The organism is Streptomyces sp. NBC_00536 (assembly GCF_036346295.1).
Taxonomy (GTDB): Bacteria; Actinomycetota; Actinomycetes; order Streptomycetales; family Streptomycetaceae; genus Streptomyces.
Genome location: NZ_CP107819.1, coordinates 8,505,591 through 8,520,055, shown reverse-complemented (window position 1 = coordinate 8,520,055; position 14,465 = coordinate 8,505,591). Strand labels below are relative to the sequence as shown.

11 protein-coding genes and 1 pseudogene are annotated in these 14,465 nt (G+C 67.6%); 6 read left to right on the top strand and 6 right to left on the bottom strand.

Going from position 1 to position 14,465, the window contains the following annotated elements; translation table 11 throughout:
- Nucleotides 1-293 precede the first annotated feature (293 nt).
- A complete protein-coding gene (locus OHS33_RS36690; protein WP_330334746.1) occupies nt 294-1,187 on the bottom strand; it encodes a hypothetical protein in 894 nt (297 codons plus the stop codon).
- 428 nt (nt 1,188-1,615) lie between these two features.
- A complete protein-coding gene (locus tag OHS33_RS36685; protein ID WP_330334745.1) occupies nt 1,616-1,819 on the bottom strand; it encodes a hypothetical protein in 204 nt (67 codons plus the stop codon).
- A gap of 680 nt (nt 1,820-2,499) precedes the next feature.
- Here OHS33_RS36685 and OHS33_RS36680 point away from each other — a divergent pair.
- The 5 genes from OHS33_RS36680 (at nt 2,500) to OHS33_RS36660 (ending at nt 7,725) form a co-directional block, all read left to right on the top strand.
- A complete protein-coding gene (locus OHS33_RS36680; protein WP_443065395.1) occupies nt 2,500-3,174 on the top strand; it encodes a HalD/BesD family halogenase in 675 nt (224 codons plus the stop codon).
- 320 nt (nt 3,175-3,494) lie between these two features.
- Nucleotides 3,495-4,295, top strand: a complete 801-nt coding sequence (locus tag OHS33_RS36675; protein WP_330334743.1) for a bestrophin-like domain — start codon at nt 3,495-3,497, stop codon at nt 4,293-4,295.
- A 584-nt stretch (nt 4,296-4,879) separates the two neighbouring features.
- Complete coding sequence (locus tag OHS33_RS36670) at nt 4,880-5,596, top strand: transposase (protein WP_330335333.1); 717 nt, start codon at nt 4,880-4,882, stop codon at nt 5,594-5,596.
- A gap of 267 nt (nt 5,597-5,863) precedes the next feature.
- Nucleotides 5,864-7,101, top strand: a protein-coding gene (locus tag OHS33_RS36665; RefSeq protein WP_330334711.1) for an IS3 family transposase whose coding sequence is annotated in 2 segments (ribosomal slippage) — nt 5,864-6,188 and nt 6,188-7,101 — 1,239 coding nt in all. Because the reading frame shifts where the segments join, the coding sequence is not laid out codon by codon here.
- Between the two features lie 87 nt (nt 7,102-7,188).
- Complete coding sequence (locus OHS33_RS36660; protein ID WP_330334742.1) at nt 7,189-7,725, top strand: transposase; 537 nt, start codon at nt 7,189-7,191, stop codon at nt 7,723-7,725.
- A gap of 37 nt (nt 7,726-7,762) precedes the next feature.
- On the opposite strand, the pseudogene OHS33_RS36655 reads toward OHS33_RS36660, so the two are convergent.
- A pseudogene (locus OHS33_RS36655) lies at nt 7,763-8,275 on the bottom strand (NF041680 family putative transposase); the annotation flags it as partial.
- Between the two features lie 227 nt (nt 8,276-8,502).
- On the bottom strand, nt 8,503-9,828 hold the full coding sequence (locus OHS33_RS36650; RefSeq protein WP_330334741.1) for a hypothetical protein: 1,326 nt from the start codon (nt 9,826-9,828) through the stop codon (nt 8,503-8,505).
- 491 nt (nt 9,829-10,319) lie between these two features.
- Here OHS33_RS36650 and OHS33_RS39925 point away from each other — a divergent pair, with 491 nt between their 5' ends.
- Nucleotides 10,320-11,033, top strand: coding sequence for a transposase (locus OHS33_RS39925; RefSeq protein ID WP_443065495.1), 714 nt, complete (start codon nt 10,320-10,322; stop codon nt 11,031-11,033).
- A 6-nt stretch (nt 11,034-11,039) separates the two neighbouring features.
- Here OHS33_RS39925 and OHS33_RS36635 read toward each other — a convergent pair whose 3' ends face one another.
- A complete protein-coding gene (locus OHS33_RS36635; RefSeq protein WP_330334740.1) occupies nt 11,040-11,681 on the bottom strand; it encodes a hypothetical protein in 642 nt (213 codons plus the stop codon).
- Between the two features lie 317 nt (nt 11,682-11,998).
- Nucleotides 11,999-13,765 carry a group II intron reverse transcriptase/maturase gene (gene ltrA, locus OHS33_RS36630; protein WP_330334739.1) on the bottom strand — a complete coding sequence of 589 codons (1,767 nt, stop codon included), beginning with the start codon at nt 13,763-13,765 and terminating at the stop codon, nt 11,999-12,001.
- Between the last annotated feature and the right edge of the window lie 700 nt (nt 13,766-14,465).

Sequence of the window (14,465 nt, the reverse complement as noted above, 5' to 3'; positions counted from 1 at the left end):
ACCACCACCCTCTAGTTCGCCCTTGTTGACACCGAGGGGAAGACCCTGCCTCTCTCCCCGGTCGGCCGGCTGCGCGCCGGTCCGCTCGTACGCCAGGTGCGGGCGATCCGCTGGAACCCCGCGGCGTTCGCGAGGCACAAGACCAGCGGTGATGGGCCGACGTCGACGACGACGTCGTGGCGGCCACGCGGTCGAACACGGAACGGGTCCCACTGCCCAGTACGAACGGAGCTGCCAGGCACCGGCCGGCGCCTGGCAGCTCCGCTGCGGGGCGGGCGAGCATCGTCCCGGTGTCAGCCGAGGAGGCCGGCGATGGGTCCGAACAGGCCGGTGAGCGCGACGGCCTTCACCGGGTCGGGCTGGGCCTGGCTGGGCTTCCAAGCGGCGAGGGTCCAGGTCTGGCCGGGGCCGCCCTTGCTCCTGCCGATCAGGGAGCCGCCCTCGTCGGTCCAGTAGGTCCGCTCGGCCGGCACCGTCTTGCTGTCCGCGCCGTAGATGTGGGTGCCGTCGTACGCCCACCGGTAGGTGCTGTCCTTCTCACGGCGCGCGCCGCAGCCGTACATCCTCGTCGACGTCCTGCCCGCCTCAACCTGCGGCCGGTGAAACCCTGCCTCGGCGGCCGCGTCCATGTAGGACTGCGCGGCCTCGACCCCGTCGTGATCCTCCTCGACATGGTGCTCGGGGAAGGTGACGGAGGCGCAGTAGACGTGCCAGAGTTCCAGCTTCTTCGACAAGCTCGCGCCAGCTCCCAGCTGGGCGTTCGCCTCCTCCCAGAATGCTTCGGGCGGCAGTACGGCGAGCTTCTCCTTGAGGTCCGGGGGCATGTCGTCCAGCGTGCGTCGGAACTCGTCGGCTGCGCGGTTGCGGTCCTCGGCCGTGGGGAACCAGTTGATGTCCAGCCACACGCAGTAGTCGCCGATGTTCTGGTACTCGCCGACGGCGTGGCTGACGATCTGGTTGAACGACCGGCGCTCAACGCCGTCGTGGATGGTGCTGAACCACCAGGCGGTCGCCGCACTGCCATCCGGCTCACCCAGCTCCAGATCCGGCTCACCAGTGACGGACTGAAGGTATTTGGTGCCCGCCTTCCACTTACTGACGTCCTCCGTCCAACCCAGCCGTACGCGGATACAGCGGCCGGTCTCGTTGTTGACGATCGTGAAGTTACCGTCGGGAAACGTTGCCATGACCGCAGTATCGGTGCCCGGGCCTGATGGATCAGGCGTCCTCCGTGATCTTCAGCCGAAAGAGGCGATCGCAGAGTCACCACCCCAGACATGGACGGCTCCCGCTCCGGAAGGGGCCGCACCGCGCGCGCGGCCAGCCGGCCGGCCAGGGGTCCGGGGACCAGACATGGAGCTTGCCCGGACGGGAGCGGGAGAGCCCGCCGCGCGCTTCCTTGTCGGTCTCGGCGGCCCCACGCCAGGTCAAGCCCAGTGCTCTGCCACCGGTCGTTGCCGGACTCCCACAGCGGGGAGCCGAGGAAGCGGCTGGCCTCGCACTCGGCCTACTTCGTATCGCCGGCCAAGGAGGCGCCGGTGGGCGGTAGTCGCGCGCCTCGGCGCCGAATTCCCAGCGGGTCGGGTGACCTGCTTTCATCCGGGCGCTGCCGTCCTCACAGACCGGCCATGCCCGGAGCATCGGCCAAGGCGATGTTCTTTGCCTGAAGCGAACCCTTGGACTCCACCACGTGGTACCGAACCCTGTCGCCCTCCTTGAGCTTGTCGGCGACCTGCGGCTCATCGGCAAAGCGAAACACCGCGTGCAGCTCGGTGTCGTCCTCCTCGATGATGCCGAACCCCGTCTTGAGCACGTACACCCTGCCAGCCTTCATGACGCTCCCTCCAACGACACGGACAGCCCCACCACACGGCACGGACCGATACCGGTCACCCTGCCCCCAGGCGACGCTCCAAGCCCCCACAGGACACAAGATCACCCGATTGGGTGGAACGGGAGGATGCCACCGCCGGCGTACTGGTGCCCCCCTCCAGGCCGGAGCGCACAACCTCGTGGCGGATCAGCCCCGGCGGGGCGTCGGCCGCGCCCCGGCCCACCTCGAACGGGAGTGAGTAGTGGAGCCTCAGGGAACCCGGGGAGAGCAAGCCCCGTGTACGACGGCGTTTACGCCCTGCACTTCCAGGCGACGCTCTGACACGCGGTGCCAGCTCAATCCAGGCCAAGCGGATCCTGCGGGGGTTCGGCGAACACCCCACTCCTCCGCCGGGTGCGCGCTGACCTCCGCTTGCTCGGGCGTGCGGGACCTCTTCGCCAAGAAGGCGGGGACCAGCGCCCGCCGCGACGGCTCGGCGGGCGAGGCGGTACGGACGCCCCGTACGGCCCTCGGACCCGCACCGCCCATCGCGTGCGCTCGCGGGTTCCCGGGCCGGCGACGCGGTCCGCGGTGGGAACTCTGGCTCCGCTTCGGTAGGCGAAGCACACGGCGTCCAGATGGTCGAGGCCGGGTTTGTCCCCCCGGACCAGAGGGATGCATCGGCCGTGTTCTCGTTGCCCACGTCCCCAGGCTGGGAATCCCTGCGCCGGCAGTTCACCGCCGACGGCTACCTCCCCCTGCCCTCGCTCATCAGCCCCGCCGGGCTCGCCGACCTCGGAAGCGAAGCACGCCGACTCCAGGCCGACGCCGTGCGGCGGGACTTCCGCATGCCGTGCATGGACGACAGCCCCCGCCACATGACCACCCTCGGCGGAGACCACATCGCCCGCACCTCACCCCTCATCACACAGGCGTACCAGGACCTGAACCTGATGCGGCTGCTCTCCTCGCTGTTGGACGAAACGGTCGTCGCCGTGCACGACCCCGTTGAACGGCACGTCCTGAACGTCCTGCACCGGCCCGGCGACACCCATGGCGCACACACCGACGACTACCCCCTCGCCCTGGTCCTCTTCCTCGAAGCCCCGCCCCGCCCCACCGACGGCGGACTCCTCGAATTCCACCCAGGCCGCAGTGATCTCGCCGCCCTCGACGCACCCGGCACCCGGCGTGTGCACCACCGGCCGGCCGACGGATATCTCCTGCGCAGCGACCTCACCGCCCACCGCGTCACCCCACTGGAGCGTCCCGGGGTACGGCGCACCGTACTCAACTTCGCGTACACCACACCCGACCGCCAGGGAGCGACCACGTCCTCCGCCTTCCTCCTCTACGACTGAGGCCCAGGAGGCGGCACGACGGACCCGCCGAGTGGCTCGCCGCCATCCCTCCGACCGGCGACCGGCGCGGCTCGGCACGTGGCCGGGGCAGCCGGCGCGGTCCCGCCGTGTTCGGTCGCGTGGGCTTGGGCAAGCGGGGCTGCGTGGGCGGCCGGGGGCCGGCGGCCATTGGGGTGTGGGGCCTTCTGGCACACGGGGCGTCACTCGTTCGGGGGCGAGGGGACGTTTCCTCTGTTCGGGGCGGTGCGCAGCGCGGGACATGACCCCGGCGCCCCGTACCCCGGGGTCTTCCCCTGTGTCTCCCCCGGAGGTGTCCCGCCGTGGTCCTCGTCATCGTCGTCGCCGTACTCGCCCTGCTCGTCGGCCTCGCCGCGAACCGCTTCCTCCGTCCCCGTCTCCTCAACGAGGACGACGACACGGGCATGGCCGTCAAAGACCTGGTCGGCCCCCTGCTCACGCTGACCGTGCTACTGCTCGCTTTCGTCCTGGTCACCGCCAACGGCTCCTACGGCAAAGCCGAAGTCTCCGCGCGCGGTGAGGCACGCGCCCTGGACCAGCTCGTGGAGACCGCCGAGTACGCGCCCGCAGCCGAGCGTGGCCGCATCCAGGCCGACGCCGTCTGCTACGCACGCGCCGTCCGCACGCAGGAATGGCCGGCCATGGTCGACGGCAAGGGCTCTGCCGCGCCGAGTGTGTGGTCGACGGACTTCCGGCACACGTTCCGCGATCTGGAGGGCAAGCCGGTCTTCGGCATGCTGATCGCCGCCGACAACAAGCGCTCCGACGAGCGGGAGGAACGGCTCACCCAGGCCACCGCCAGCATCCCGAGCACCATCTTCTGGTTCCTCCTCGCCACCCTTGCCATCACCGTGATCGCCCTCGGTATCTGCCTGCCCCGCCGCAACAACCGCGGGCAGCTGCTGACGCTCGTCGTGATCACCGCGTTGCTGACGACGACGCTGTGCATCATCCGGGACGTCGACCGCCCGTTCAACGGCCTCATCAGCGTGCAGCCCACAGCCATCGCGGAGACCGAACGCCAGGCAATCCGTGACTACACCGTGAACCATCCGGCCTCCGAGGTGCCCTGCGACGACCAGGGCAACCGCAAAAACGCCTGACCACAACCCGCCCGACGCGGCGATCAACTCGGCGCCGAGGACGGCGCCTGCCGGGAAGGTCGGGGCCACTCCGCGTCCCGGTGCCTGCGGAACCGCGATTCAATCCGTGCGCCGAGCCCGGATTTCACTGTTGGCCTCCGCGACGACGTACGCCAACCGGGCGACCAGTCCGGACGGCCAGGGGAAAACCCCATTCCGGTGGACAGCCCCTGCCGCCCGGTGACCGCAGGAGTGGTAGAGGCGACACGCCCTTCTCCAACATCATGCGAAGAGGTACCACTCCTAAGCTTGAAATTCAATCTCTGCGGGCTTGGTGTTCCTTGATCGATTTGGCTCGTTTGACGGTTTTGCCGACGTTGTGGTGCTCGGCTCGGTGCTTGTTCTTCGTGCCCGGGGGTCGTCGTCCGGGCTCGGGTCGCGACGGTTTCGGTGCGGCTGCCGGGCGGTCCGGAGGCTGTCGCACAACTGCCGCCCACTGGTGGTCAAGTGCGAGCCGATGTTCGGTTCCGGTCTTCTGTGGGGCGTCTGAGCCTGGATCTGTGGGGCGGAACTTTCTCCTGTGTGACCGTAACCGTGTGCTTGAGATGCCGCAGGACGTGCGGGAGTGGCTGCCACCCGACCACCTGTGCTGGAAGGTGCTCGACGTCGTTGATCACCTTGATTTGTCGGAGTTCGTGGACAGCTACCGCGATGACCGTCAGGGACGAGCGGCCTATCCTCCGCAGGCTCTGATCGCGCTGCTTCTGTACTGCTACAGCAAGGGAATCCGCTCTTCCCGCAAGATCGAACAGGCCTGCTTCGATGACGTGGGATGCCGAATCATCACCGCGAACCGAAGAGTCGACCACTCCACCCTCGCTCGCTTCGTCCGACGTCATCGGGAGGCTTTAAAGCTGTTGTTTGTGCAGGTCCTGGCGATGTGCAGTCGTCAAAAAGGACTGCTTAACCTCGCGGCCGTTGCAGTGGACGGCTCTCCGATGGAGGCGAATGCCTCACGTGATTCGAACCAGCGCCTGCAGCGGATTGACCGTGTGATCTCGGAGTGTGAAGCCGAGATCGACAACATGGTGGCCGGATCCCTGCAACCTGACGTGGGCCGGGACGGGGGGCAAAGGGAACAGGCTCGGACAGCGACGTGGTGCCGAATGAGTGGCCGCGGTTTTCGCGTTTGTTGGACCGGTTCAACCGGGCGGTCGCGGCCAGACAGAAGCTCTTCGAGCGTGTTCTTCCCTCGGCTGGGGAGATTCGGCTCAAGGTGGAGGCGGCCGAGCGCATGGTGGCTCGGGCGGAGAGGCGACTGAACTCAGAATCTGAGGCCCACAGGAAGAAGCTGGAGAAGTACGCCGAACGGACCCGTGCGGACCTGGCGGCGGGGCTTCGCGGGGCCAACGGCCGGCCACCGGTGCCGATGGAGCACAAGACTGTACTGATCCGGCAACGGAAACGGCTGGTCAACGCCCAGGCATGGCTTGAGCGGGCCCGCAGCCCGAGGCCGGGGGGCCTCCCCCTGAGTGGTGGACACGCTGATACTGGATCTGCTTGATCCGGAGGAAGCGAGAAGACCGCCGATGGCGCTGAAGGACTATTCGGACGAGTTCAAGGCCGATGCTGTGGCCCTGTACGAGTCCACACCCGGGGCGACGTACAAGAGCATCGCCGCTGACCTGGGCATCAACCGGGCGACTCTGCGGGAGTGGGTGCTGCGGGACCGCGAACGCCGTGGCGTCAGCGCCTCGGGTACGAAGCCGGCTGCCGTCCACCGGGCGGCGGCGCCGTCCGAAGATCCGGACGAGCGGGTCCGGCGGCTGGAGGCGAGGGTGGCGGAACTCGAGGCCAGTGAGCGCAAGCTCGCCACCGAGCGGGACATTCTCCGCAAGGCGGCCAAGTATTTCGCGGGAGAGACGAACTGGTGACCAGCCGCTTCCAGTTCGTTGACGACCACCGGGCCACCTACGAGGTGAAGCGGCTCTGCCAGGTCATGGACGTCAACCGGTCCAGTTACTACAAGTGGCTCGCCGGCGCCGAGGCCCGGGCCGCCCGGAAGCGCCAGGACCGAGTCCTGGCCGACGAGATCCGCCGGGTCCACGGCGAGTCCGGCGGCGCCTACGGCTCCCCGCGGGTGACCGCAGAGCTCCGCGAGATGGGACACCGGGTCAACGAGAAGCGGGTCGCACGGATCATGCGGACGTTCTCCATCACGGGTATCCGTCTGCGCAGACGCGTCCGAACGACTGTCCCCGATCCGGCATCGGGGCAGGTCGCGGACCTGTTCGGCCGGGACTTCACCGCCACCGAACCCGGGCGCAAGCTCATGGGCGACATCACGTATCTCCCGCTCCAGGACGGGACGTTCCTCTATCTCGCGACGGTACTGGACTGCTTCAGCCGCAAGATCGTCGGCTGGTCCATCGCCGGCCACATGCGCACTGATCTGGTCGCCGACGCCCTGCGGATGGCCGCCCGCACCCGCGGCTCGCTGGCAGGAGCGGTGTTCCACTCCGACCACGGAGCCCAGTACGGATCACGGGCCTACGCCAGCATCTGCGACCAGCTCAAGGTCACCCGGTCGATGGGCGCGGTCGGCACCAGCGCCGACAACGCCGCCTGCGAAAGCTTCCACGCCTCCCTGAAACGCGAGACCCTCCAAGGAGGCCCCGACTACGGCGACGCCGACAGGTGCCGCCGGACCGTCTTCGCCTGGCTGACCCGCTACAACACCCGCCGCCGACACTCCACCAACGGCCACCTCAGCCCCGACGAATACGAACGCCGACACCACGCCGCTAAACTCACACTCGCCGCGTGATCAATAACCGCGTGCCCACCTTCACGGGGGAAGGCCCCGGCTCCTTCCTCAACTGCTCAGGCCTCGCTCAGCGATCCTGATTCTCGGATGATGCTTTGCAAGCGCGGCGGGTTCGTCCAGGGCTACAACATCCAGATCGCCTGCGCCCGCCGCCAGCTTCTCCTGGCGATCGAGGTTCAAGACAACCCGTCCGACATGACCGCCCTCGTCCCCATGGTGAACAAGACGCAGGTCAACTGCCTTGCCGCCGGGATAGAGCAGCCGATCCAGCTCTGGCTCGCCGACAGTGGATATGCCTCGACCTCAGCCTTCGAGGCACTCTCTGACTTTCCACTCCTTGTCTCGGTGACCAGTGAGGCCCACCAGGCAGGCTTCGAGGCGAAACTCGAAGGTCCACGGGGTGGCCAGCACGAGATGGCAGCCCGCCTCGCCACACCACTGGGCAAGGAGCAGTACAGACAACGGGGTGCCCTGATCGAGCCCGGGTTCGCCCAACTCTTCCAGAGGTTCGGACGTCGGCTGAACTACCGCGGCCACGACGGCGTGGACACCGAGATCAAACTCCTCGGTGCGGTCCACAACCTCAACAAACTCTTCGATCACAAGGCCAGAACAAGGTCTTGAACGCTGCCGGGCGGCAGTTGTGCGACAGCCTCCCCGTCTTCACGCGGAGATTCCTAAACCCCCGGCGGACTCGGGCGGGGGTGAGTCTGTTCGGTTCTGCTGGCCGTTCCCACGGCCGACGGAGGTCGCGCGCGAGTGGCCGGGCGAGCCGGAGTTGGGCGTGGGCGGCCAGGATGAGCCAGGTCCAGCGGTCGGCCGCGGCGGAGTTCCGGAGCTTGGGTCGGGTCCAGCCGAGCGTCTGCTTGAGCGGGCGGAAGGTGTGCTCCACGTCGAACCTTCGCAGGAAGGCCTGCCAGCATCGGTCGACGTCCTCGGGGCGGGCTCTGGTGCCGGACCACCAGAGCCAGACGGGCTTGTTCACCCCGGCGCCGGGAAGTTTCGCGACCGTCAACCTGATCACGGTGCCCACGATGATGGGCAAGGGACCGTCGTGATCACCCCATGCCGCCCGGCGGGTCAGCCGGGGGTGTAGCCGGTCCCAGGCCTGCGCGGTCGCCGTCCCGTACCGCTCGGTGTCGGTCACGTTCACTACCGCCACCTCTCCCCACGTCTGATCGCCTGCTTCTTCCTCCAGGGCTTCGCCTGGCAAATGTTGGCGACCCCACCGGCTACCAGTTCTTCACCGACCTCGGCCTCTGAGGTCCTGCGCCGCCGCCCCCCGGCCAGCGCGACACGCGAAGGCCCCGCCTGCAACCCAACCGCAGGCGGGGCCTTCGTCATGCCGTGCTCGCGGACCGGGCCCCGGCCGCGGGGGCTGCGGACCGGCGCGCGGGGCCGTCAGGGAGCGGCGACGTACACGACCTGGCTCACGGCGTTCTCGAACTGCGGCGCGCCGGTGTAGGTCGCACGCCAGTAACCCGCCCCTGCCTGCGGGGCGGTGGTGGAGAAGGCGTAGCCCTCACCGTTCCACCTGGCGTCCGGCACGGTGGCAACGGTGGTCCAGCTGCCCTTGCCTGTGGCGGAGTACTGGATGTTCACTGGGATCGTGCCCGGCGTCGAGTTGCCTTCGAACCTCACGCTGCCGCCGACCTCCACGGTCGCGGCATCGGAGCGGGTCGCGGTGAGAGACCGGAACACGGCGGGCTGCACGACCATGATGTCGACGCTCGCCTGGGCGTCGGCCAGGAACAGGTCGTCGCTGTGCCAGCCGACCGCGATCGAGGAGTTGCTCCAGAGCGGCTGGGTCGCCGGGAAGAGCGCGTTGCCGCCGGCGTCCGTGGTGCGCTGGACGAAGTCGCCGAAGGAGTTGGAGCCCATCGTCTTGCCGGCCAGCGGCTGCCAGCCGGTGGGCGAGTTCCAGAGCAGGGTGGCGCTGGTCGAGTTCACCGTGCCCTTGAACGGGACCTTCCGCTCGCTCGGGGTCTCGACGATCTTGGTGGCGGTCTTCTTCACAGTGATCGGGAAGGTCTTCGAGGAGGACTGGTTGTAGAAGACGTGGTTCGGGTCGTACTGGAAGGCCGCCTCGATGCGGTTCTGGTATTGGTCGGTGACCGGGAGCGTGGCGGAGAAGCTGCCGTCCGCCGCGGTCGTCACCTCCGCGTACTCCATGTACGAGTTGACCGCCACGGTCAGCCCGCCCATCGGGGTGATGGCGCCGGAACCCGGCCACTGGCCCATCAGGTGACCGCTGATGGTGACGCTGCGGTGCTGGTAGTCGACCGTGGTGCGGTCGACCTTCGTGTCCTTCATGTTCGTCTGCACGGCGTAGTAGAAATAGCCCACGCCGGCGGCGGAAAGCGTGTCGCCGCCCTCGTCGGAGGCCGACACGTCGATGCGGTAGCTGCCCAGGTCCGGCAACTGGATGCGCCCGCGGTTCTTCCACGTACCGTTCTCGGCAGTGCCGGAGGTCAGATCGAAGTTCCCCACCGTGGCCACGGTCTGCTGGGTTTCCATCGAGTACAGGCTGACCTTGACGTTCTTGACGGCGCTCGGCGCGGTCAAGGACAGGACGATCTTGCCGTTGTTGGTCCAGTCGTTGTGAGCTTCCTGGACCGTGATGCCGGTGACTCCGCTGTCCGCGTGCGCGGCCGTGGTGCCGCCCAGTACGAGCCTCCCGGCGGCCAGCGCTGCGGCACAGGCCAGCAGGGCACGACGAGTTGCCATTGTTCCCCCCTTGTACACTGCTGTGTCGCCGACTGGCGATCAGCAGACGGACGCTACCAGCACCCCCGCCCCGTCCTCCAACGGGATATGCGGGACGTGGCGGGGCCGCGGTCACGACCCCGCAGGGCCGGTGCGGCGCCGGTGCCCGGGCGCTGGGAGGGCTTCGGGTGGCTCAGGCGGGTACGGCTCCGGTACGCAGGGCGAACTCCCGAAGGCCTGGCAGGCGTGCCGGACTGTAGAGCAGGCTCGACGTCAGCGCCCGCAGCGCCGGGCGCCGGACTTCTTGAGCAGCCTCTTGCTCGACGCGGCGCACTCCTGCGCACTGACGGGGACGCGCGACACTACTGCCTGTCGTCGCACGGCGACAGGGCGTGCGAGCAGGGCCGAACCCACTCCCGCACGGGGGCGCCGTGCGGGACGGTGACGGCAGCAGGCGGACGGCACAGGGCCGTTACGCTGCCCGCACCTCCCCGGAGGCACCCTTGAAGATCGTGATCACCGGCGGCGCCGGCTTCATCGGGTCAGCCCTCAGCCAGGCCCTGCGCATCGCCGGGCACACGGTCAGCCCGCTCGACAACCTGTCAGTTACCTCCACGCGCCCGCGCCCACAAGACCTCCAGGTCCGCGACGTCCGTTCGCTGACCGCACGGGACCTGGACGGCGTGGACACGGTCGTTCCCCTGGCCGCGCTCAAGTCCGTCCCCGCCTCGTTCGAGGTCGGCGGGTTCGAACACAACGTCAAAACTTGTTGGCTGGAGGGCCGGGGCGGACAGCCGGAGGGCTACTGCCACCGTCAGATGGTCGGCGCGGTCCGCTACCTGGTCGCGGGCGGTATCACGTGGCGGTCGATGCCCGCGGACTTCCCCGCCTGGGACCGCATCTACGCCTTCTTCCGACGCTGGTGCGACAAAGGCTGGACGGCCGAGTTCCACGACCGGCTACGGGACCGGGTCCGTGAAGCAGCCGGCCGCGACCGGGAGCCGACCGCGGGCGTCATCGACGCCCAGTCGGTGAAGGCGACTGCGTCGGTGCCAGCCGCGACCAGGGGCTTCGACGGCGGCAAGAAGGTCAACGGACGAAAGCGCCACATCGTGGTGGACACCCTCGGTTTGCTGCTGGCTGCCGTGGTCACGGCAGCGTCCGTAACCGCCCCTCCGTGGCGGGCTGAGCTTGGATACGCCTGCCCACCAGCCGCCTGCCCGTGATCAGCCCTAGTAGATCCAGCCGCCGTAGCGGGCCAGGAGAGCCCGGGAGTCGTCGATGTTCAGCCCCAAGGCAGCGGCCACCTTCTCCGGATCCTGCCCACGGGCGTCGTGGGCGGGCCCGTGCGCGGTGCGGGCGGCGATGAGTTCCAGGGAGCGGGCGGCTTTCAGGGCGGCTGTCGGTGCGTCCTGGCCGAGTCGCTCGATCGCCTCGCCGACGTCATGGAGGAGGGTCTCCAGTTCGGCGGGCAGGGGGACAGTGGTGTCGGCGACGGCTTGGATGTGCTCGTCCCAGCCGTCCTGGCACTCCCCGGCTGTCTCCCAGCCGTACTCGCGGAAGGGCAGATCGTCGGCCGTAGTCCGGTCCACGATGCGGGGCTCGCCCCGCCAGCCGCACGAGCACTCCCCCTGCAGAGCGTGCGCCTGGGGACGCTGCGGGTAGGTGCCGCCGTCGTAGACGGACCAGTGGCTGACCTCCCACCCGAAGCCGCCGGAGTTCGAGTCGAAGTACACCGCCTTGGGGCTGCTTCCGTCTTCCAGGAGCGTCCCGACCCGGCCCTCGTGCGACTTGCCGTACTCCTCAGACGTCCAGGTCTCGTCTTCCTTCACCAGCACCTCCCACACCGCACCATGGGCGGGATCCCCGCCCATGGTTAGACGATCTCGCACCCGAGCGACGTCTGTGGGCAATCGACTGAATCGGCTTCACAGCAGGGGCGATTCTCGTTGACGGTGGCCTTTTTCTGGCCCGAGGGACAGGGCAGTGAGACGAACTCCTGTCTGATGGTTCGCCCGTAGTAGTGCTGATCCCGGTCGCGATCTATGCGCGAGGTACGCGGAAACAGGGGGAAACGCTCGAGAGGTCGGGTAGCCGGAGCCCATCGCTGGGCCCCGGCCCCCTCAGAACCGGACGTGCGCCTTTCAACGCATCCGGCTCAAGCAAGCCACGAGGGCATCACCCGGACGGACTACCCCGGGGTCCGCTTGCTGTCACCCGCATGATGCTGGCGGTGGCACTCGGCGTGTACCAGGCGAAGGTTGGTTCGTTGATCCGTGCCGCCGTCTCTGCGGTAAACGAAGTGATGCTTGTTCAGCATCTTCTTCGACGCTGCGAACCACTCGATCCACTCGCGTGGACTGTCGGGCTCGTATTCGGCTCCGCTGATGAGCGCCTGTCGACAAAGAGGGCACAAGCCCCTTTGCCGGGCCGCCAGGTACAAGCTGGTCTTGTCCATCGGCGGTGGCGTTTTCCGGCGGCGGCGGCCGCGCCAGTACCCCGTGAGGGCCGGATCGTCGGGCGACGCAGCACCCTTGACCGGAATGTATCTGGCGTGTCGGACCCAGGCGAACTTCGGGAGATAGGCGCCCGAATGACGGTCGCCGAAAACCCAGTTGTCCTGTCGGGCCTTGTTGAACCTGCCGAAATAGAGGTTCTTGATCCACAGCCCCGAGCGGTTCTCGTGGCCACGTTTCGCCCACTTGTACAGGAGCTTGAACAGATAGTGATCCATCGAGCAGAACGCCCGATTGCACGCCGCACCCCGGTAATAGGCTGTCCAACCCCTCACAATCGGGGAGAACTTCACCAGCACGGCAACGGTGCTGGTGCCCCGATGTCGGAGCATCTCCTCTCGGAGCCGTTTCCGGAGTCTGTTGCACGCTTCCCTGCTCGGCCTGATGGTCAGACTGTCGCCGTGCCGCTGCACAGTGAATCCCAGAAAGTCGAACCCCTCGTCGAGGTGGACAACTCGGGTCTTTGCCTCATTGAAGCGAAGACCTCTGGGTTCCAGCCAGCCCATCAGCTTCTCTTTGACCTGGTATGCCTCTCCTTCACTGCGGCACAAGACCACGAAGTCGTCGGCATATCGGATCAACACGGGAGTTCCGGGCACAGTCTTGTTCTCGTGCCCCTTCCGCCCGTCGAGGCGGAATCCCGCGGCCTGTTCCATCCCGTGAAGGGCAATGTTCAGCAGCAAGGGGCTGATGACGCCGCCCTGGGGAGTTCCCTCCTCGGTCGGCGTCCATCGGCCGCGTTCCATCACGCCGGCCCGCAGCCATTGCCGGATCAGGTCCCTGGCGGGGAACTGCCCGATCATGGCGTTCAGGTGGTCGTGACTGATGCGGTCGAAGGCCCCTTCCAGGTCCGCATCCAGCGCCCAGCGGCGCTTGGCCAGCCGTCCCCGGGCCGTGACCCGGATGGCTGCGATGGCGTCCTGGCAGCTTCGTCCGGGCCTGAATCCGTAGGATTTCGACTCGAACCGGGCCTCCCATTCGGGCTCCAGCGCGTTTTTCACGCGGGCCTGGAGCACCCGGTCACGGATGACCGGGATGCCGAGCGGGCGCTGCTTCCCGTTGGCCTTGGGGATGTACACGCGCTTGACCGGCTGGGCCGTCCGGGGACCTGGCGAGCGATGGATATCGTCCGCCAGCCGGGCCCTCGCCACAGGGGTGAGGGCTCGTTCCCCGTCGATTCCAGCGGTCTTGCGGCCACTGCTCTGCTGTGTCACCCGCTTCACGCTGGCAAGCGTGTTGCTGCGGCTGCGCAGCATGAGCTTCTGCAAGTTACGGACCCTTTTGTGGCCTTTTTCCTGCGATGCCTTGAAGATCCGCTGCCTCAGCTGCCGTACGTTCTCCTCACACGTGGCCCAGTCGATGCTGTGCCAGTCGAGTTTCCCGCCCTCCGGTCCGTTCACCTCGGGCGCACGGGCAGTGGCTGCTGCCGCTGTGGTACTCATACGCGCCTCCGGCGTCCAACTTGTCCTTCGGTTCCGGTGTCTTTGCTTTGGGGCTTCAAAGGCTCACCTGGTCCACGTGGGCGCCCTTTCGGGCCAGGCCACGAGAGCCCGTATCCGGCGGGTTATACGCGAGAGCGGGCGGAGAGGGCCGCCCTCTCGTTTTCCCCTGGCCTTTCGGCCTACCGGCATTCGCTTCTTGGACCATCCTGTTCCTGCCGGGGACTTGGGCCTCCCTTACGGTCGACTTACCGGACGATTCCGGACCCCGACAGGGTTTCCGTGTTCCACACGCTGAAGATGCGGCCGGGGTGGGCGCCCCCTCTGTCCCGTGACCGACGGTGTCCCACAACCGATGTTGCTTGCACCGGATGCCGTCTGCGCCTCGCAGCACGGGCCACTCCCTGTCGAGTACGGACCATCTACAGGGTTGATATGACGAGACATTGACCAGGGGTTCACACGCGTTCGCCCGTCCGGCCTTCCCCTTGCCTGTGACGTCTCGATGGCCGAGATGCCCTTGGGCGTGAACGCTCAGCTCCACACCCCGCCGTTGCCAGCGACGCATGTGAGCGCGGGGACGAATTCGAGACACTAATCCGGAGGAATTGTCATGCCTGAACCTCTCCACAAGACGGACCTCACTTCAGAGCGTGCGCCCTCACGTCGCACAGCAATGTATGGCTGGGCTTCGTCCGAACTC